Here is a 20,140-nt window from a genome sequence, read left to right as displayed (position 1 = left end):
AGATGACGCTCGTCGAGCGCGCCACTGATGCCGGGTATGCCGCAGGGTGGCGAGTGGTTCGAGCGCTTCCGGACCCGTTGGCTCGGAAGCTGTTCGACAAGGGTGCCGATGTCGCTGCACGTCGCGGCGGTGGCCCGGAGCAACTGCGAAAGAATCTGGGCCGAGTGCTCGGTGTGGACCCGGACCTGGTGCCGGACGAGTTGATTCGTGACAGTGTCCGATCCTATGCCCGCTACTGGCGTGAAGCGTTTCGGCTGCCATCGATGGATTTGGATTCCCAGGCCGCCGTCATCGACAAATGTGTTTACGGGCGCGAGCATCTCGATGCCGCACTGAGTGCGGGTTCCGGGGCGGTGCTGGCTCTGCCGCACAGTGGGAATTGGGACATGGCAGGGATGTGGTTGGTTCGGACCTATGGTCGTTTCGCCACCGTTGCGGAACGACTGAAGCCCGAATCGTTGTATCAGCGGTTCGTCGACTACCGCGAAGGCCTCGGATTCGAGATATTTCCGCTGAGCGGGGGAGAAACCCCGCCCTTCGCAGCCTTGTCCGAGAGGCTTCGAGCCAACGGGGTCGTGTGCTTGCTCAGTGAACGCGATCTGGCGAAACAGGGTGTACCAGTCTCGTTCTTCGGAGAGCAGACCCGAATGGCGGCCGGGCCTGCGAAGCTCGCAGTCGATACCGGGGCACACCTGCTACCGGTACACGGCTACTTCGACGGTGAAGGCTGGGGTTTCACCATTTCACCTCGCATCGACGTCAGCGAGGGTGTCGCCGTTGCGACTCAGGCGCTAGCGGACTCGTTCGCCTCGCAGATCGCCGAACACCCAGCGGATTGGCACATGTTGCAACCCTTGTGGATGTCCGACCTTTCGGACAAGCGAAGAGCACGAATCGAGGAGTCGTGAAGATCGGGATGGTCTGCCCGTACTCCTTCGACGTTCCGGGCGGAGTGCAAGCGCACGTACAGCAACTTGCCGAAGTGTTCATCGAGCGCGGACACCGTGTCAGCGTGTTGGCGCCGGCATCGGAAGAGACTCTGCTCCCGGACTTCGTCGTCTCGGCTGGTGAGGCATTGGCGATTCCGTACAACGGCTCTGTTGCCCGTCTGCGTTTCGGGCCCGTGACATATTCGAGAATCCGTCGATGGATCAGTGAGAACGATTTCGACGTTCTGCACATTCATGAGCCCAATGCACCGAGTCTGTCGATGCTCGCCCTGAAAGCTGCCGACGGGCCGATCGTCGCCACTTTTCATACCTCGACCACGAAGTCGTTGTTCCTGAGCACTTTTCAAGGGGTGCTTCGGCCTTACCACGAGAAGATCAGCGGCAGAATTGCGGTGTCGGAGCTTGCCCGACGGTGGCAGGTCGAAGCACTCGGTGGTGACGCCGTCGAGATCCCCAATGGCGTCGACGTCGCCGCATTCGCGGAGGCGCCGCTTCTGCTCGGTTATCCGCGAGCGGGGAAAACCGTGCTGTTTCTCGGGCGCTTCGACGAACCGCGTAAAGGCATGGGGGTGCTCCTCGGTGCCCTCCCGTCGCTCGTAGCGCGGCATCCCGATATCGAGATTCTCGTCGTCGGTCGCGGCGACGAGGACAAGCTGCGGAACGAAGCAGGGAAGCTTGGCCATCATCTGAGATTCCTCGGACAGGTCGACGACGCGGAAAAGGCTTCTGCGATGCGCAGTGCCGACGTCTACTGCGCGCCGAACCTCGGTGGTGAGAGTTTCGGAATCGTGCTCGTCGAAGCGATGGCGTCGGGAACAGCAGTAGTTGCCAGTGAGCTCGATGCGTTTCGTCGAGTGCTACGCGACGGTGCCGCCGGGCTTCTCGTTCCGATCGGCGACTCCGAGGCGCTGGCGACCGCTGTCGATTCGCTGTTGTCCTCGGAGAAATTGCGGGTCGGATTGGTCGAAGCCGCAGGTCGAGCCGTTGTCGATTACGACTGGCCGGTCGTCGCCGAACAGATCATGCGTGTCTACGAAACAGTCACCGTCGGAGGCCAGAAGGTGCGGGCTGCGAGCTGATGACGTTGTCTGCATTGACGATTCTCGTACTGGGCTTGGTTTCCGTGGCGATACTGGTCATCGGCCTGTGGGCCTATGCCACGGCCAATCGTTTGGATCGCCTTCATGTCCGGTCGGACCTCGCATGGCAATCACTCGATTCGGCGTTGGCCAGACGTGCCGTGGTGGCCCGTGCAGTATCGGCAGCGACTCGTGATCAGCTCGAAGACAGCAAACGTCTCGCTGCTTTGGCCGACACCGCCGAAAGGGCGGAGAGATCGCGACGTGAGGACGCCGAGAATGCCGTGTCCGGGGCACTCGCAGCTCTCGATCCGGCAGATCTTCCGCCGCAGCTGGTTGCCGAACTGGCAGATTCCGAAGCGCGCGTATTGATCGCGAGGCGTTTCCATAACGACGCGGTGCGGGATACGTTGGCGCTGCGAACGACCACACCCGTGCGGATCTTGCATCTGGGCGGTACCGCGCCCTTGCCGACGTACTTCGAAATTGCCGAAAGATCGGCGTCGGAGACCTTCGGCCACAAGGAACGAGCTGTGCAGCGGACCTCGGCGAGAGTTGTGCTCGTCGACGAACGCGGCCGGGTTCTGTTGTTGCGTGGACATGACCCGATCGTTCCGGAAGTCTTCTTCTGGTTCACGATCGGCGGCGCGGTCGAATCCGGTGAGAGTCTGCGTGAAGCGGCCGTGCGTGAGGTCTACGAGGAAACCGGTCTGGAAGTCGAGGCAGCTGATCTCAAGGGTCCGATGTGGCGGCGGGTGGCCACGTTCCCTTTCAATGGAACCCTGATTCGATCGGAAGAGCTGTTCTTTGCGTACCGCACTCAGGAGTTCCAACCTCAGCACGGTGGCTTCACCGATTTAGAACGACGAACCGTCACCGGCCATCGTTGGTGTGATGAGGACGATATCCGAGCCTTGGGTGCGACGGGCGAAACCGTCTATCCCCTCGAACTTGCCGAGCTGCTCGATGAAGTCAACATCGTGCTTGCCCGTCGAGTGGAGCCGGACGTCCGAGCCATTCGCTGACATCCTTCGGCGGCAGATCGGCTGCTCGGTGATCGAGGGCTACCAGTCCAGCAATCGCTGATTGGTTATAGGTGGTGATCGAAGGCCAGCCTAGAATCGACCTCGAACAAATACGTCCTTTCGGATCCGCAGGCACGTGCGCCCGCTGCCGTTGAAGGATGATTCGACATCGAGAACGCATTCGATCAAACACAGGAGTTTGCCGTGAGTACCCCCACCGAGACCGACACCAGCGGCTCCGAGGAAAAGGTTTCCAAGCCCGGAATCGGAACCTCCCGCGTCAAGCGCGGCATGGCCGAAATGCTCAAGGGCGGCGTGATCATGGACGTCGTCACTGCTGAGCAGGCCAAGATCGCCGAAGACGCAGGCGCGGTCGCAGTGATGGCGCTCGAGCGTGTCCCGGCGGACATTCGTGCGCAGGGCGGCGTGTCCCGAATGAGCGACCCGGACATGATCGACAGCATCATGGCCACCGTGAGCATTCCGGTGATGGCGAAGGCACGGATCGGCCACTTCGTAGAGGCTCAGATCCTGCAAAGTCTCGGCGTCGACTACATCGACGAGTCCGAGGTCCTGACCCCCGCCGACTACGCGAACCACATCGACAAGTGGAATTTCACCGCCCCGTTCGTGTGTGGCGCGACCAACCTGGGCGAGGCCCTGCGTCGCATCACCGAGGGCGCCGCAATGATTCGCTCCAAGGGCGAGGCAGGCACCGGAGACGTATCGAACGCAACAACGCACATGCGTAAGATCCGCGACGAAATTCGCCGACTCACCTCGCTCCCCGAGGACGAGTTGTACGTTGCAGCAAAGGAATTGCAGGCGCCTTACGATCTCGTCGTGGAAGTTGCACGCGCAGGGAAACTTCCGGTCACGCTCTTCACCGCAGGCGGAATTGCAACCCCCGCCGACGCGGCGATGATGATGCAACTCGGTGCAGAGGGCGTGTTCGTCGGTTCGGGAATCTTCAAGTCGGGCAACCCCCAACAGCGCGCAGAGGCGATCGTGAAGGCGACCACCTTCTTCGACGACCCCGATGTGCTGGCCAAGGTATCGCGCGGTCTCGGCGAAGCAATGGTCGGAATCAACGTGGACGATCTCCCGGTTGGGCACAGGTTGTCCGAGCGCGGCTGGTGAACTTTCCTCGGTGACGGATCCACCGGGTTCGTCACCGAAGCCGGACCGCAGGCCGATCGGGATGGTCCCAGCGAACCCAGAGCGCCGGTCCCGTGGACGCAGTGCCCTGGCGTAGGTCCATCTCACGGTAGTAGGTGAGTAGCGGCTCTATCGTCCACTGATCCTCGGGCCGTGTCCGACGACGCAATGCGCCTGCCGAGAGGTCGAGTCGGATCGTCGCGTCGACGTCGAGGCCTCGGCCCAACAGCATCGGTCCGGCAAGGATCACCACGTGCGTCTGTGCTGCCTCGCGCAGCGAAGCGCGCGCGGAGCGATCGCTCTTTTCGTCCCACAAGCGGGGCAGGAACTGCCCTCGACCGCCGGGACGTAATGGGGCGATCACCTCGCGTTCGATCGCGTCGAAGTCGAACCAGCTTGTGCGATAGGTTATTTCGTCTGTTCTGGAGTACTCGAATCGAAGCGAGGCAGGACGAACGAAGTCGTGAAGGTCCACCACGTCACACGGGCGACCGGTACTGGAAACGAATGCGCTTGTCCGATAGGCGAAGTCGACGGGATCAGCGCCGTCCGGCCCGTCGACGACCGCCACGCAGCGACGGTCCGACGGAAGCAATGCGCTGAACGTCTCGACGAGTCGAGCCGGCGAGATCGGTTCGAGTTGCGGCATAGGGACATCCTGCCCTGCACGGGCTCAGGTTGCGGTGGCCGCAGATCGCGTTCGTCTCCTTGTTAGCCTTCAGGCAGCTGGTACAGAAAGGTGGATCATGGCGAGTATCGAAGACATTCTCGAGCTCGAGCGCATCGAGGACGACATCTTTCGCGGTCGAACATTTCCCAGTCTGCTGCAGCGGACATTCGGGGGACAGGTCGCCGGACAGGCGCTGGTTTCTGCCGTCCGAACGGTAGGCGAGCAGTATCGCGTCCATTCTTTACACGGATACTTCATTCGGCCGGGCAACCCGACCGAGCCGACGATCTATCTGGTGGATCGCCTCCGTGACGGGAGGTCGTTCAGTACGCGTCGGGTCACCGGTATTCAGGCTGGTAAGCCGATCTTCACAATGTCCGCGTCCTTTCACGTCGAAGACGAGGGTATTTCACATCAAGACACGATGCCCAAGGTCGTGGACCCCGAGTCTCTGGCCGACTCGCGTGATCTCCCGGACGGGGGAAGTCCGTTCTTTCGCGAATGGAAAGAATGGGACGTCAGGCTGGTCCCAGATGAGCAGACCGAGAAGCACCCGGATTTTGCCGCCCAACAGCGCGTGTGGTTTCGGTACCGGGACAAGCTGCCGGACAATCAGGTGTTCCACGTCTGCACTCTCGCCTACATGAGCGATATGACGCTCCTCGGGTCGGCACTGGTGCCGCATCCCGACGTGTCGACACAGACCGCGTCGCTCGACCACGCCCTGTGGTTCCTGCGGCCGTTCCGGGCGGACGAGTGGTTGCTGTACGACCAGACTTCGCCCTCCGCGGATTTCGGTCGGGCGCTGACGCAGGGACGAATCTTCGACCGGCAGGGACGGATGGTCGCTGCCGTGGTTCAGGAGGGGCTCATGCGTTTCGATCGCAACCCCGACCGGGTGAACAAAGATCTGGCCAGGCCCCAGTGAGTGGTCCGAAGATCGGTGTCCTTGCGCTGCAGGGGGACGTCCGCGAGCACCTCGCCGCCCTGGATTCTTGTGGCGCCACCGCAACGACGGTTCGCAGGCCTGCCGAACTGGACGAGGTAGATGGATTGGTGATTCCCGGTGGGGAATCGACGACGATGAGCACTCTGCTGTCCGTCTTCGACTTGCTCGAACCTCTCAAAGCGAAGCTGAAGGACGGGTTACCCGCCTACGGGTCCTGTGCGGGGATGATCTTGCTTGCATCGGAGATTCTCGATACTCGTCCCGACGCCCAGCATCTCGATGCGCTGGACATCACTGTGAGGCGTAATGCGTTCGGCAGGCAGGTCGACTCGTTCGAAACGGACCTGACATTCGCGGGCATCCAAGGTGAGAAAGTGCGCGCGGTGTTCATTCGTGCGCCGTGGGTGGAAAGGGTCGGGAACGGCGTCGAGGTGCTGGCCGAAGTTCCGGATGGCCCGGCCGCTGGGCGGATCGTTGCAGTCCGGCAGGGCGCCGTGATGGCGACGAGCTTCCATCCGGAAGTCACCGGTGACCGCCGAGTCCACGAACTGTTCGTAGACTTGGTACGCAACACCTAGTAGGGCGTGCAGGGCCTGGTATTAGGTGCGGGCTCAGTAATCCTGCACGGCAGTTACCGCAGGACGGAACCGAGATAGTGGATCCGGGCACCCGAGCACATGCGTAAAGTACACAACACTTAGCTGAAGCAGGAAAGGGGCTCTATCGCATGAGCGGCCACTCCAAATGGGCCACCACCAAGCACAAGAAGGCGGTAATCGACGCCCGTCGAGGCAAGTCCTTCGCCAAACTCGTCAAGAATATCGAGGTGGCGGCCCGCACCGGTGGTGGAGATCCGGTGGGTAACCCCACCCTGTTCGACGCCATTCAAAAGGCGAAGCGCACGTCGGTTCCCAACGACAACATCGAGCGTGCTCGCAAGCGCGGCGCAGGTGAAGAAGCCGGTGGCGCCGACTGGCAGACGATCATGTACGAGGGATACGGCCCCAGCGGAGTGGCGATGCTCATCGAGTGCCTGACCGACAATCGCAATCGGGCCGCCGGAGAAGTCCGCGTCGCCATGACGCGCAACGGCGGCAACATGGCCGATCCGGGCTCGGTGTCGTACCTGTTCGCTCGCAAGGGACTTGTCACGTTGGAGAAGGACGGGCAAAGCGAGGACGACGTGCTGATGGCCGTCCTCGATGCAGGTGCAGAGGAGATCACCGACAACGGAGATACCTTCGAAATTGTCAGTGAACCAACCGACCTCGTTGCGGTACGCACTGCACTGCAGGAAGCAGGCATCGAGTACGACTCGGCGGAGGCCACCTTCCAGGCGTCGGTGTCCGTTCCTGTGGACGTAGACGGCGCCCGCAAGGTGTTCAAGCTCATCGACGCACTGGAAGAGAGCGACGACGTGCAGAACGTGTACTCGAACGTCGAACTGTCCGATGAAGTGATGGCAGCACTCGACGAGGAGTGAAACCGTTCGGGGCGGGAAGACTGATCCCGCTTACGGGTGTCGCGCACCCGATAGGTCGCACCGCTCCGATACGCTATCGAACAACAGTTCGTAAGCGGAAGGTGTCAGTGTGCGAGTGATGGGCGTCGATCCAGGTTTGACCAGGTGCGGTCTGAGCTTGATCGAAGGCGGGGCCGGTCGCAGTGTCGTGGCACTCGATGTAGACGTGGTGCGAACGCCACCCGATATGGATCTGGCACAGCGTCTACTTCGGATCTCCGAGGCAGCGGAGTACTGGCTCGATACGCACAAGCCGACGGTGGTCGCGATCGAACGCGTTTTTTCGCAGCACAACGTGCGGACGGCCATGGGTACCGCCCAGGCTGGGGGAGTCATCGCGCTTGCGGCTGCTCGTCGGGGTATCGACGTGTGTTTTCACACTCCGAGCGAGGTCAAGGCCGCTGTTACCGGCAACGGTAGCGCCGACAAAGCGCAGGTCACCGCGATGGTCATGAGAATTCTGGGTATGCAGACCGCCCCTACGCCTGCCGATGCCGCGGATGCGCTGGCACTGGGCATTTGCCATTGTTGGCGGGCGCCGATGATTGCCAGAATGGCGCAGGCCGAAGCCATGGCCGCACAGCAGAAACGAAAGTTCGAGCTTCGGCTAGCCGAGGAACGTAAATCGCGGGCACAGGCAGCGCGGAAGGTCGAACGCGCCAGACTTGCCGCCGCCGCTCCGGTTCGTGCCGCAGGACAGGCTCGTGCCGCACGAGAGGTGGGGACACAATGATCTCCTCGATCAGCGGCGAGGTCCTCGATATCGCCCTCGATCATGTGGTCATCGAGGCATCGGGGGTCGGATACCGAATCAATGCGACACCCGACACACTCGGCACGTTGAGCCGAGGATCGGCGTCGAGATTGCTGACGACGATGATTGTCCGCGAGGACTCGATGACCCTCTACGGCTTTTCGGACAGTGAATCGCGCGAGCTGTTCTCGCTACTGCTGTCGGTCTCCGGTGTAGGCCCCCGCATTGCCATGGCGACATTGGCGGTACTCGATCCTCAGGCGCTGCGGACCGCACTGGCAGACAGCAACGTGGCCGCGCTGACCAGAGTTCCGGGAATCGGCAAACGAGGCGCCGAGCGCATGATCGTGGAATTGCGTGACAAGGTCGATGCGATCGTGGCAGCAGGGAACACCACGATCGTGCAGTCCGGGTCGGGAACGGTCAATTCAGTTCGTGACCAGATTGTCGAGGCGCTCACCGGACTCGGCTTTCCGGCCAAGCAGGCAGAGGACGTGACGGATTCAGTTTTGGTCGAGAGTCCGGATGCGTCTACCTCGGCGGCTCTACGATCCGCGCTGGCCTATCTGGGTAAGAGCAGATGACCGGAGATGCGGAAGAGGAATTCGGGGACTCGCAGCTTGCGGCCGGGTTGATCGCGGACGACGCAGATGTCGAGACGAGCCTGAGGCCCAAGACCCTCACCGATTTCATCGGCCAACCACGCGTGCGCGAGCAACTGCAGTTGGTGTTGACAGGCGCCAAGCTGCGCGGCAGTACCCCCGATCACATTTTGATGTCCGGTCCGCCGGGCCTGGGTAAGACCTCGATGGCCATGATCATTGCGCAAGAGTTGAATACCTCGTTGCGTCTCACGTCGGGACCGGCGCTCGAGCGAGCCGGCGATCTAGCGGCGATGCTCAGCAATCTTGTCGAGGGTGATGTCCTCTTCATCGACGAAATACATCGGATTGCGCGCCCGGCAGAAGAAATGCTCTACCTGGCCATGGAGGACTTTCGTGTCGACGTCGTGGTGGGCAAGGGGCCGGGAGCCACGTCGATTCCGCTCGAAGTAGCACCGTTCACCCTGGTAGGGGCCACTACTCGATCGGGAGCGCTGACCGGACCGCTGCGTGATCGTTTCGGGTTCGTCGCGCACATGGACTTCTACGAACCTGCCGAATTGGAGCTGATTCTCCAGCGATCGGCCGGCATACTCGGTGTTCCGATCGACAAGGCTGCGTGCACCGAGATCGCTGGACGCTCGCGAGGCACTCCGCGCATCGCCAACCGTCTCCTGCGCCGAGTTCGTGACTACGCGGAAGTACGCGGCGACGGCACCATCACCAAGGCCACAGCGCGCGCGGCACTCGTGGTCTACGACGTCGACCAACTCGGTCTCGACCGGTTGGACAGAGCGGTGCTCAGCGCGCTGATTCGTAGTTTCGGCGGCGGACCGGTGGGAGTTTCCACACTTGCGGTGGCCGTCGGGGAAGAACCGGCAACCGTCGAGGAGGTGTGCGAGCCCTTTCTGGTTCGCGCTGGGATGGTTGCCCGAACACCCCGCGGTCGAGTAGCAACTGCTGCGGCGTGGCAACACCTCGGACTCGTACCGCCGCCCGATCTGGCCATCGGTGGAATTTCTGTTCGAACCAACGAGGCTCAGCAGGAGTTATTCGAATAATCTGCTGATAATCGGTGGGAGCTGACCGGATCGCAGGTCTGGTAGTGGCACACTGGTTCTTTGCGTGGTTCTTCAGCACAGCCGCGGTGACCGAATTGTCGCCTACTTCGGCTGTACGCGAACGTAAGAAACCACCGTGAACACGCCGTGGGCACCAAAGCCGAAACCGATAGACAACCGAAACTTCGAGGACTGACGTAAAAGATGGAACTGCTATTCCCCCTTCTCATCGTGGCTCTGCTCGTGCCGATGTTCCTGAACGTCCGGCGCCAAAAGAAGGCTCTCGCCCAGACTCAGACTCTGCAGGATTCGCTGAAGATCGGTGACGAAGTGGTCACCACAGCAGGTCTGTACGCCCGCGTGGTGCTGGTCGAAGACGACACCGTGGACCTCGAGATCGCCGATGGCATCGTGACGACATGGTCGCGCGCCGTTGTGAAAGAGGTCTTGGCCCCGGATGTCGACGATATCGATTCCGACTTCGCCGGATCCGTGGACGTCATCGAGTCCGGCGACTCGACACCGTCGCTCGAGAAAAGCACGACACTCGAGAAGGACGCGTCCCCGTCGTCTTCGGAAGAGACCGTGGAGCAGAGCGCACGTCGTCTCGAAAAAGAGTGACCGACCTGTGAACGAAACCGCTGCCGGAGAAACTCCGGCAGCGGTTTCGCTTGCCGCGCACATGCTGCCCCGTTCGTCTGGAATCACCTGTTCCGACGCGTATCACCCGACAGAGACCGCCTGCGTCCCCTGATCGACCGCATGTTGTCCCACGCCAAGAGGAGAATCACACACCGTGGCACCTTCCAGCGGATCGGTGCATCCAGCCCGCTATCTCGCCGTCTTCGCGGTATTGATGGCCGCTGTGTATGCGCTGGTCTTTTTCACCGGAGACAAGTCGCCAACTCCCAAGTTGGGAATCGACCTGCAGGGTGGCACGCGTGTCACGCTCACCGCCAGGACGCCCGACGGCAGTCAGCCGAGTCAGGACTCTCTGAAGCAGGCTCAGCAGATCATCGAGACTCGCGTGAACGGGCTCGGTGTGTCCGGGTCCGAAGTTGTGATCGACGCCGACAATCTCGTCATCACCGTTCCCGGTGACGACAGTTCACAGGCACGTTCGCTCGGTCAGACCGCACGGCTCTTCATTCGTCCAGTGTTGACCGCAGCGCAACCGGCGGCAGGACAGCCGGCGGCAGGGCAGTCGGCGCCGGGACAGCAAGCTCCTGCGGAGGGAACACCTGCGCCCGCGGCGGGCGAGCAGGCCCCGGTCGGCGAGTCGGTACCTCAGGGCCGTCCTTTCCCCGCACAGGAACCCAGCGCGGTCGATCCGGTCCCGGCGGCTCCTGCCACCGGCGATCAAGGCAGCCCCGACGCTCCGGCCGCAGTGACACCCACGGAGGTCTCCGAAGCCGATCAGGCAGCCAATCAGATCACCGAGGCGAAGGCGCTACGGCAGAGCGAGGACCCTCAGGTTCAGCAGGCCGCCCTCGCGACGATCGATTGCAACGCACCCGATCCACTGCAAGGCAACGACGATCCCGCGTTGCCCCTGGTTGCGTGCTCCACAGATGGCACCTCCGTCTATGTACTCGGGCCTAGCATCATCGACGGTCAGCAGATCGACGATGCTACGTCGGGCTTCAACAGCCAACAGTCGCGCCACGAAGTCAGTCTGAGTTTCGACTCGGAAGGTAGTAACACCTGGGCGAAGTTCACCGGCGCCAACATCGGCAAGCAGGCCGCGTTCACACTCGACTCGAAGGTCGTCAGTGCACCGCAGATCCAGGGTGCGACACCTGCCGGGAGCGCCACCTCGATTACCGGCCAGTTCACCGCGCAGAGCGCCTCGGAGTTGGCGAACACCCTCAAGTACGGTTCGCTGCCGCTGTCCTTTGCCTCCTCGGAAGCCGAAACAGTGTCCGCGACGCTTGGGCTTGCGTCGTTGGAGGCAGGTTTGATCGCAGGCGCCATCGGTCTGGTGTTGGTCCTGCTCTACTGCCTCGTCTACTACCGCGCGTTGGGACTGTTGACGGCGCTGTCGCTGGTGCTGGCAGGTCTGATGGTCTACGGAATTCTGGTTCTGCTCGGGCGGTGGATCAACTTCACCCTCGACCTAGCAGGAATTGCCGGGTTGATCATCGGTATCGGCATGACAGCGGACTCGTTCGTGGTGTTCTTCGAACGCATCAAGGACGAGATTCGTGAGGGACGAAGCTTCAGATCAGCGGTGCCACGAGGCTGGGCACGTGCGCGAAAGACTGTCTTGTCCGGAAACGCGGTCAGCTTCATCGCCGCTGCGGTGCTCTATGCACTTGCCGTCGGGCAGGTTCGAGGATTCGCTTTCACTCTCGGCCTGACAACCATCCTCGACGTAGTGGTCGTCTTCCTGGTGACCTGGCCGCTGGTCTACCTGTGCACGAAGTCGAAATTCTGGTCGAAACCAGGTGTCAACGGCCTCGGTGCAGTGGCGGAGGTCGCGCAGGAACGCAAGCGGGCGGCTGCCCGAACGACATCGAGTACGGTCTCGGCCGACGCGTCGACCAAGGGGGCGTGATATGTCCGATTCACCGGAGAACAACACTTCAGAACCGACCTCCACACTGCTGACAGATTCCGGCGCCGAACAATTGGATCAGCCGCAGCACAGCTGGATGAATCGCCTGTACACGGGCACCGGCGCTTTCGAGATCATCGGTCGACGGCGCTTCTATTACATTTTGACCGGAACGATCATCTTGATCTGCCTGTTGAGTATCGCCGTCCGTGGCTTCACCCTCGGAATCGATTTCGAAGGTGGCACCCGGCTTCAGATCCCCGCCGCCGACAACGTCAGCACCGAGCAGGTCGAAACCGTCTTCGCCGACACCCTCGGATTCGATCCGGTGTCGGTACAGACCGTCGGTTCCGGGGCCGCTGCCACGGTGCAGGTGCGTTCCGAGGCGCTCGACGCTGCTCAAGTGAATTCGGTCAAGACCGCCCTGTTCGATACTTTCGAGCCGGTCGACGGAAACGGAGTTGCGTCCCCGAATGCGATCAGCATCTCCGACGTGAGCGAGACCTGGGGCGGACAGATCACCCAGAAAGCACTGATCGCGCTGCTGGTGTTCCTCGTCTTCGTCAGTATCTACATCTCCATCAGATACGAACGGGACATGGCGATGGCCGCCCTAGCGGCGCTGGTGTTCGATCTGTTCGTTACGGCAGGTGTCTATTCTCTGGTCGGGTTCGAGGTCACGCCCGCGACGGTGATCGGCTTGTTGACCATCCTCGGCTTCTCGCTCTACGACTCCGTGGTGGTGTTCGACAAGGTCGAAGAGAACACGAGAGGGATTCTGAATCTCAGGCGTAAGACCTACGCAGAACAGGCGAACCTGGCTGTGAACCAGACGCTCATGCGCTCGATCAACACGACGGTGATCGGCGTCCTGCCGGTGCTGGCTTTGATGATCGTTGCCGTATGGCTGCTCGGAGTCGGAACACTGAAGGACCTCGCACTCGTACAGTTGGTAGGCATGATCGTGGGTGCGTATTCATCTATCTTCTTTGCTACACCGCTGCTCGTGACGATCAAGGAAAAGTGGGGACCGGTCGCCGGGCATACGAAGAAGGTGATGGCCAAACGAGCTGAAGCAGCACAGCGCGGAGGCGTCGTCGGCATGGTCAAGTCCTCGGCCACTACCGTGTCCGCGCCGGCCACGCCGCAGCCAGGGTCGAGGCCGACAGGAAAGCGCAACAAGAAGAGGCATTGATCACGTGCGAGTCTGTCGAATAACTGCCGCAAAGGCGGTGGCAGCTGGACTGGCTGCCACCGTCACCGTGGCTATGGCCGCAGGGTGCTCGGCAGACGAGGATCCAGTTCCGTCCATCGGGTACGCCGTCGACAATGTCGTGTCCACGTACAACGCTCGAACTGTAGACGGCGCCGCGTCCGGGGCGCGCCAGGCGTTCCCGCGCGTTCAGACCGGATTCACCTATCTCGGACCCGAGGGAGAGGCGCTGTCCGACAACGACATCGGAAGCGCATCGGTAGTGCCCGCCGCCGCTCTGACCGTTCGCTACGTGATCGCTCCGCAGGCCGTCTACTCCGACGGCGTCCCGATGACGTGCGACGACCTCGTGTTGGCGTGGGCTGCCGAGAGTGGCCGTTTCACCTCCGGTGAGGGCAATTCTTCGCTGTTCGACGCTGCGTCGACTGCGGGGTACTCCGATATCGACAAAGTGGACTGTGTGACCGGTACGAAGGAAGCCACGGTGACCTTTGCACCCGGGCGGTCCTACCTGGACTGGCGCAGCTTGTTCGGTGCGACGGCTCTGCTCCCTGCACACATCGTCGCGCGTGCAGCGAACGTCCCCAACATCGTCGACCCGATCAACAGTGGCGATCTGGACGCGGTGAGTCGGATCGCCGATTTCTGGAACACTGGCTGGAACTTCGCTCCCGACGCGATCGATACATCCCTCATGCCGTCCAATGGTCCGTACCGTGTCGATTCCTACACTGTCGAAAGCGGGCTGGTGCTGGTAGCCAACGACAAGTGGTGGGGTGTCCCGCCAGAGACCGAACGAATTGTCATCTGGCCCAAGGGAACCGACATCCCGGCGCGGAGTGAAGCAGGTGATCTCGAGGTCGTGGACTCCGGTGCCGGGGGAGGTGAACCCACCGACGGATTCGACCGCATCGGCCTTCCCTCGAAGGGGGTCGAGCAGTTGACGTTCGCCACCGCAGGAACCCTTTCTTCGCCGGCGGTACGGCGAGCGCTCGCCTCGTGTATTCCGCGCCAACAGTTGTTCGACGAGGTAGGGCATTCCGGATACGAGAAGAGCGTCGGAATTGGATCTGGCGTAGTCGATTCCAGACTTGTGCAGCCCGACACCCTGCTCTACCCGCCGGTGTCGGCTGCTGCGGCCGGGCGCTATCGACAACCGGACACGACCGCATCGTCGTCCGAACTTCGGGCCGCTGGTGTGACGAATCCGACGATCCGGGTCGGTTACCTCGCTCCGGATACACGTCGAGGGGACATCGTGTCCACTATCGCCGCCTCGTGCGGTCCAGCAGGAATCAACGTGGTCGACGCATCGTCGGCGCAGTTCTCTCCCTCTGCCCTTCAGCGGGGCGAAGTCGACGTGGTGCTTGGATCGACCGCGTCGGCGTCGGGTGCGGCAGGCGCCGTGTCCGAGGCGGCAGGTCGGTACAGCCTGCGTGGTGGCGTCGGTAGCAACGTGGGCGGTTACGACAACGGTCGGGTGAATGCAATCGTCGACCAACTTGCCGTCGATACATCCGACGCAAGTGTTCTTGCGGTAGCGACGGAGGGCGAGAACATCCTGTGGAACGAGATGCCGTCGTTGCCGCTGTTCAACCAGCCGAGGATGCTCCTCGTAGCGGCTGGGATGAAAAACGTCGTCGCCAATCCGACCGCCGCGGGTGCGGGCTGGAATATGGATCGGTGGATACTCCTTCGGTGAGCAAACACCGTGAAACAACTTTCAACACGAACGAGTCGGCCGAGACAGCCTCGGCAAACATCGACCGATTGGTCCGCTGGGCAAACGATTTCCCGGTCCAGGGCGTACGTTTCGCCGATCTGACACCGGTGTTCGCCGATGCGGACGGCCTCTCGACGGTCATCGAAGCGCTGGCAGTCGCTGGAGGGGACGCGGACCTGGTGGCAGGTATCGACGCTCGCGGGTTTCTACTCGGTGCCGGCGTGGCGCTTGCGCTCGGATCTGGTGTACTCGCGGTGCGCAAGGCCGGCAAACTTCCTCCGCCCGTCGTATCGCAGCGGTACGAGCTCGAATATGGATCCGCCCAACTGGAGATCCCCGAATCCATCGACTTGGTAGGCCGGCGCGTCCTAGTCGTCGACGATGTGCTGGCGACCGGGGGCACTATCGCCGCGACGGCGACATTGCTGCGCGCACGTGGAGCGAAGGTTGTAGGAGCTGCCGTAGTGCTGGAGATAGCGGAGCTTCAAGGTCGCTACAGGTGCGATGGGTACCCGCTCACCTCCTTGAAAAATGTGTGAGGACTAAAGTCGGACCACGGAGCGTGTGTGCCCGGTGCAAGACCGGGCCATGAACTCAAACGCGGCAGGAGGCGATCAGCGTGACCAGTTACCTCGACCAACCCTCGCCCGAACGGCCCGCTTCGGATTCCGCGACGCCCGAATCGAATACGGCCGATCCAGCCGCCCCGTCGACAGCCGGACGTGCGTCTGTTCCGGCTGTTCCTACGTCGGCATCGAGAAGGGTTCGCGCTCGTCTGGCGCGCCGGATCACTGCTGGTCGCTCGGCTGCCGTCAAACCGGTTCTCGAACCTCTTGTCAGTCTGCATCGGGACCTGTACCCGAAGGCCGATCTCGCGTTGCTGCAACGTGCCTACGACGTCGCCGACGAGCGGCACGCTACGCAGATGCGCAAGTCGGGCGACCCCTACATCACGCATCCGCTTGCAGTGGCGAACATTCTCGCCGAGCTCGGGATGGATACGACCACGCTCGTCGCTGCTCTGCTGCACGACACTGTCGAGGACACGGGATACTCGCTCGAGCAACTCACCGAGGAGTTCGGTGAGGAGGTCGCGCATCTCGTCGACGGGGTCACCAAACTCGACAAAGTAGCGCTCGGCAGCGCAGCCGAAGGCGAGACCATTCGCAAGATGATCATTGCCATGGCACGCGATCCCCGCGTGTTGGTGATCAAGGTCGCCGACCGACTTCACAATATGCGGACCATGAGGTTTCTCCCGCCGGAAAAGCAGGCGCGCAAGGCCAAGGAAACCTTGGAAGTTATTGCGCCGCTTGCTCATCGGTTGGGAATGGCTACGGTCAAGTGGGAGCTCGAAGACTTGGCGTTCGCAATCCTGCACCCAAAGAAGTATGACGAGATCGTCCGACTCGTCGCGGACCGAGCGCCTTCCCGTGACACGTACCTCGAGAAGGTTCGAGCGGAGATCAACGCATCGTTGTCGGCATCGCGTATCAGCGCCGTGGTGGAGGGGCGCCCGAAACACTACTGGTCGATCTATCAGAAGATGATCGTCAAGGGACGCGACTTCGACGATATCCACGACCTCGTCGGCGTTCGCATTCTGTGCGACGAGATTCGTGACTGCTACGCGGCGGTCGGCGTCGTGCACTCGTTGTGGCAGCCGATGGCCGGGCGATTCAAGGACTACATCGCCCAGCCCCGATACGGCGTCTACCAATCGCTCCACACGACTGTGGTCGGGCCCGAGGGGAAACCGCTCGAGGTGCAGATCCGCACCCGGGAGATGCACAGGACAGCAGAATTCGGTATTGCTGCGCACTGGCGATACAAGGAGACCCGAGGCAAACACGGCAACGACAACGCCGAGGTCGACGACATGGCCTGGATGCGTCAACTGCTCGACTGGCAGCGAGAGGCAGCGGATCCGGGGGAGTTCCTCGAATCTTTGCGTTACGACCTTGCAGTCAAAGAGATCTTCGTGTTCACCCCGAAGGGTGACGTTATAACTTTGCCTGCGGGTTCGTGCCCGGTCGACTTTGCATACGCGGTCCACACCGAAGTCGGCCACCGTTGCATTGGAGCGCGCGTCAACGGCAGGCTCGTGGCACTGGAACGCACCTTGGACAACGGCGAGGTTGTCGAGGTTTTCACCTCCAAGGCCGCCACCGCGGGACCCAGCCGTGATTGGCAAGGTTTCGTAGTCTCTCCGCGTGCCAAATCGAAGATCAGGCAGTGGTTCGCCAAGGAACGCCGCGAAGAGGCACTGGAAGCCGGTAAGGACTCGATCGCCAAGGAAGTCCGTCGTGGAGGTCTACCGCTTCAGCGTCTGATGAACGCGGAATCGATGTCCACCATTGCGCACGAATTGCGTTATGTGGATGTCTCCGCGCTGTACACGGCGGTCGGTGAAAGCCACGTGTCTGCCCAGCACGTCGTACAACGCCTGGTTGCTCATCTGGGCGGGGTAGGCGACGTCGAAGAAGAGCTCGCCGAGCGATCGACACCGTCGACGATTCCCACCCGGGCTCGGCATGTCGGTGACGCAGGCGTGCTCGTTTCGGGCGCCGAAGGCATCGTGGCGAAGTTGGCCAAATGCTGTACTCCGGTTCCGGGCGACGAGATCCTCGGATTCGTCACCCGCGGTGGATCGGTCAGCGTGCACCGAACCGACTGCACCAACGCCAAGTCGCTGGAGGAGCAGTCCGAACGGTTCGTCGATGTGCAATGGGCACCGTCGGCGTCGTCCGTGTTCCTGGTCGCCATCCAGATCGAGGCTCTCGATCGGCACCGACTACTCTCCGATGTCACGAAGGCTCTGGCCGACGAGAAAGTCAACATTCTGTCCGCGTCGGTAGCAACATCAGGTGATCGAGTCGCCATCAGCAAGTTCACCTTCGAGATGGGCGACCCGAAGCACCTGGGGCATGTTCTCAATGTCGTCCGCAACGTCGAAGGCGTCTACGACGTCTACCGCCTGACCTCGGCGGCCTGAACCTTCACTGGCTCGGTCGAGCGGCGTGTACGCGCGCTCGACCGAGCCGGTGGGGGCGCTAGGTGACGGTTTGTATGGTCACAGCTGCGTTCGGGGCGCCGTCGCCGCCGGGGGTTGCAACCCCTGCCGCAGCGACCTCGTCGAGCGTTGCGAGTCCCTCGGCAGAAATCGTCCCGAAGACGGTGTACTGCGGAGGCAGCACCGAGTCTTCGTAGACGAGGAAGAACTGGCTTCCGTTCGTGTCGGGTCCGGCATTCGCCATCGCGAGCGTTCCGCGTGGGTACACAACCGGCGTCGACGAAGCGGGATCATCGGCGGGGTACGCCGTGGTCGGGTATTCGTTCGGATATTCGTAACCCGGACCCCTGGATCCCTTGCCCGAGGGATCACCACACTGGAGAACCTCCAAGCCAGGGGAGGTGGTCAGACGATGGCACGGGGTGTCGTCGAAATAGCCCTGAGCCGCCAAGTTGGTGAAGCTGTTGACAGTGCAGGGGGCTTCGGACCGGTCCAAGGTCAATCCGATCGGCCCTTGGCTCGTCGTCATCGACACCTCGACCGTCCCTTGTGCAGCCACATCGCTCGTCGGCGGAGGGTTGTTGTCTCGGACGGCAGGAGTCGCCGCGGGATAGACACAACTCGCCGTCGGCGCTTCGGGTGCGGGGACCGCAGGTAATGCCCCGAACTGGCTCAGATCCAATTCCGGCTCGGGTGCGGCGCTGGTAGTAGTCTTCGGCGTCGATGCCAACGCCGTCGCAGTTCCCGATGTGTCCGATGAGCAACCAGCCACGAGCACGGCTACCGCACCGGCCGCCACGAACAAAGCCGAGCGGGTGATCATAGATCGCTCACCACGTTCGTGATCTCTACGGGAAGGGCCGGCTTTCCGTCTTGGGCACCGCCTTCGACCCCGCCTGCTGCGACCTTGTCAAGAGTCTGCAGACCCGTCTCGTCGATGGTTCCGAACGCCGTGTACGCGGGAGGCAGCTTCGAATCACCGAAGACGAGGAAGAACTGGCTTCCATTGGTTCCGGGCCCGGCGTTTGCCATGGCAAGGGTGCCGCGGGGATAGGAAATCGGCTGGCCGGCTGCAGGGTCGCCGACGTTGTATTGGTCGACAGGGAACTCATCGGCGAACTCGTAACCGGGTCCACCTTGACCGGTACCCGCAGGATCGCCGCACTGGAGCACCTGTAACCCTGCAGACGTCGTGAGACGGTGGCAGGAGGTTCCGTCGAAGTATCCCTGGTTTGCGAGTGAGACGAAGCTGTTGACAGTGCACGGCGCCTGCGGATTGTTCAGCGTGAGCCCGATGTTGCCCTGCGAGGTTTCCATGCTGTAGCTCAGGGGCTCGTCGCTCGTCGGAATCGCGTCGGTGCGCGGTGGCGTATTCGGCTTCGCCGCCGGTGCCTGTGCAGGCGGGTACGCGCAGTTCACGGTCGCTGGAAGCGGCTCGGACCGGCCGTCGCTGATGAGCGTGTCTGCAGACGGTGTACCCGCTGCCGTCGTCTCGGGTTCGTCGCCGCCCCTGGTGATAGCGAATACGACTGCGACCGCGCCGACCACGACGGCCACGCCCAGAACGGACCCGGCGATCGTCAGCTGTTTGCGCTTCTTGGCTCGCTCTGCTCGGTGTTCGAGTTGTCGCTCGAGCTTCCTTTTCGCTGCCTCACGCCGTTGCTCGTTGCTGGGCAATTCGCCTGTCCTCCCGCTTGTCCTCGATCGATTACCGGCGCTCGATCCGGCTGTTCGGAGCCGAAACCGGCCGTCAGTGAGTGTGCCATTACATCCTGAGAACACTCTGACGGGCACCGCGGGCGCGCAGCGCCAGGCACTGGCGATGCCAGTGTGGACACCGTGCAACTAGGCTGGAGAAAAGACC

The 20,140-nt window shown here is 62.1% G+C and carries 19 protein-coding genes; 16 read left to right on the top strand and 3 right to left on the bottom strand.

Annotated features, from left to right (window positions below; genetic code table 11):
* Positions 1–2: 2 nt before the first annotated feature.
* The 4 genes from H2510_RS00955 (at position 3) to pdxS (ending at position 4,194) form a co-directional block, all read left to right on the top strand.
* A complete protein-coding gene (locus H2510_RS00955) occupies positions 3–908 on the top strand; it encodes a phosphatidylinositol mannoside acyltransferase (protein WP_186626541.1) in 906 nt (301 codons plus the stop codon).
* Entirely contained in the window at positions 905–2,029 is a 1,125-nt protein-coding gene (locus tag H2510_RS00950; protein ID WP_186626540.1) for a glycosyltransferase family 4 protein, read from the top strand. The genes H2510_RS00955 and H2510_RS00950 overlap by 4 nt, the downstream gene beginning before the upstream one ends.
* Positions 2,029–3,054 carry an NUDIX domain-containing protein gene (locus H2510_RS00945; protein ID WP_186626539.1) on the top strand — a complete coding sequence of 342 codons (1,026 nt, stop codon included), beginning with the start codon at positions 2,029–2,031 and terminating at the stop codon, positions 3,052–3,054. Before H2510_RS00950 ends, H2510_RS00945 begins: the two co-directional genes overlap by 1 nt.
* A 204-nt stretch (positions 3,055–3,258) precedes the next feature.
* A complete protein-coding gene (gene pdxS, locus H2510_RS00940) occupies positions 3,259–4,194 on the top strand; it encodes a pyridoxal 5'-phosphate synthase lyase subunit PdxS (protein ID WP_084348775.1) in 936 nt (311 codons plus the stop codon).
* Between the two features lie 31 nt (positions 4,195–4,225).
* Here pdxS and H2510_RS00935 read toward each other — a convergent pair whose 3' ends face one another.
* The gene (locus H2510_RS00935) at positions 4,226–4,861 is read right to left on the bottom strand and encodes a hypothetical protein (RefSeq protein ID WP_186626538.1); all 636 of its coding nucleotides are present in this window, start codon (positions 4,859–4,861) and stop codon (positions 4,226–4,228) included.
* Between the two features lie 97 nt (positions 4,862–4,958).
* Between H2510_RS00935 and H2510_RS00930 the strand changes: the two genes are divergently transcribed.
* The 12 genes from H2510_RS00930 to H2510_RS00875 all read left to right on the top strand — a co-directional run bounded on the left by H2510_RS00930 (position 4,959) and on the right by H2510_RS00875 (position 18,258).
* On the top strand, positions 4,959–5,810 hold the full coding sequence (locus H2510_RS00930; protein ID WP_136169114.1) for an acyl-CoA thioesterase II: 852 nt from the start codon (positions 4,959–4,961) through the stop codon (positions 5,808–5,810).
* The gene (pdxT, locus tag H2510_RS00925) at positions 5,807–6,409 is read left to right on the top strand and encodes a pyridoxal 5'-phosphate synthase glutaminase subunit PdxT (protein ID WP_186626537.1); all 603 of its coding nucleotides are present in this window, start codon (positions 5,807–5,809) and stop codon (positions 6,407–6,409) included. The genes H2510_RS00930 and pdxT overlap by 4 nt, the downstream gene beginning before the upstream one ends.
* A gap of 149 nt (positions 6,410–6,558) precedes the next feature.
* Positions 6,559–7,314 (top strand): YebC/PmpR family DNA-binding transcriptional regulator, encoded by a 756-nt coding sequence (locus tag H2510_RS00920; RefSeq protein WP_186626536.1) that lies wholly within the window; start codon positions 6,559–6,561, stop codon positions 7,312–7,314.
* A 109-nt stretch (positions 7,315–7,423) separates the two neighbouring features.
* Entirely contained in the window at positions 7,424–8,086 is a 663-nt protein-coding gene (gene ruvC / locus H2510_RS00915; protein WP_315901154.1) for a crossover junction endodeoxyribonuclease RuvC, read from the top strand.
* Entirely contained in the window at positions 8,083–8,691 is a 609-nt protein-coding gene (gene ruvA / locus H2510_RS00910; RefSeq protein ID WP_186626534.1) for a Holliday junction branch migration protein RuvA, read from the top strand. The genes ruvC and ruvA overlap by 4 nt, the downstream gene beginning before the upstream one ends.
* The gene (ruvB, locus tag H2510_RS00905) at positions 8,688–9,770 is read left to right on the top strand and encodes a Holliday junction branch migration DNA helicase RuvB (protein ID WP_186626533.1); all 1,083 of its coding nucleotides are present in this window, start codon (positions 8,688–8,690) and stop codon (positions 9,768–9,770) included. Before ruvA ends, ruvB begins: the two co-directional genes overlap by 4 nt.
* 204 nt (positions 9,771–9,974) lie before the next feature.
* The gene (yajC, locus tag H2510_RS00900; protein WP_186626532.1) at positions 9,975–10,391 is read left to right on the top strand and encodes a preprotein translocase subunit YajC; all 417 of its coding nucleotides are present in this window, start codon (positions 9,975–9,977) and stop codon (positions 10,389–10,391) included.
* Between the two features lie 175 nt (positions 10,392–10,566).
* Complete coding sequence (gene secD, locus H2510_RS00895; RefSeq protein WP_186626531.1) at positions 10,567–12,327, top strand: protein translocase subunit SecD; 1,761 nt, start codon at positions 10,567–10,569, stop codon at positions 12,325–12,327.
* Between the two features lies 1 nt (position 12,328).
* Positions 12,329–13,522, top strand: a complete 1,194-nt coding sequence (secF, locus tag H2510_RS00890) for a protein translocase subunit SecF (protein ID WP_186626530.1) — start codon at positions 12,329–12,331, stop codon at positions 13,520–13,522.
* 73 nt (positions 13,523–13,595) lie between these two features.
* Positions 13,596–15,242 carry an ABC transporter substrate-binding protein gene (locus tag H2510_RS00885; protein WP_186627058.1) on the top strand — a complete coding sequence of 549 codons (1,647 nt, stop codon included), beginning with the start codon at positions 13,596–13,598 and terminating at the stop codon, positions 15,240–15,242.
* Positions 15,239–15,802 carry an adenine phosphoribosyltransferase gene (locus tag H2510_RS00880; protein ID WP_315901151.1) on the top strand — a complete coding sequence of 188 codons (564 nt, stop codon included), beginning with the start codon at positions 15,239–15,241 and terminating at the stop codon, positions 15,800–15,802. Before H2510_RS00885 ends, H2510_RS00880 begins: the two co-directional genes overlap by 4 nt.
* An 80-nt stretch (positions 15,803–15,882) precedes the next feature.
* Entirely contained in the window at positions 15,883–18,258 is a 2,376-nt protein-coding gene (locus H2510_RS00875; RefSeq protein ID WP_186626529.1) for a bifunctional (p)ppGpp synthetase/guanosine-3',5'-bis(diphosphate) 3'-pyrophosphohydrolase, read from the top strand.
* A 58-nt stretch (positions 18,259–18,316) separates the two neighbouring features.
* Here H2510_RS00875 and H2510_RS00870 read toward each other — a convergent pair whose 3' ends face one another.
* Entirely contained in the window at positions 18,317–19,096 is a 780-nt protein-coding gene (locus tag H2510_RS00870) for a peptidylprolyl isomerase (RefSeq protein ID WP_315901223.1), read from the bottom strand.
* Positions 19,096–19,953, bottom strand: coding sequence for a peptidylprolyl isomerase (locus H2510_RS00865; RefSeq protein ID WP_186626527.1), 858 nt, complete (start codon positions 19,951–19,953; stop codon positions 19,096–19,098). Before H2510_RS00865 ends, H2510_RS00870 begins: the two co-directional genes overlap by 1 nt.
* Between the last annotated feature and the right edge of the window lie 187 nt (positions 19,954–20,140).

The organism is Rhodococcus sp. BP22 (assembly GCF_014281965.1).
Classification (GTDB): domain Bacteria; phylum Actinomycetota; class Actinomycetes; order Mycobacteriales; family Mycobacteriaceae; genus Rhodococcoides.
This window is presented reverse-complemented; position numbering and strand designations above follow the sequence as displayed.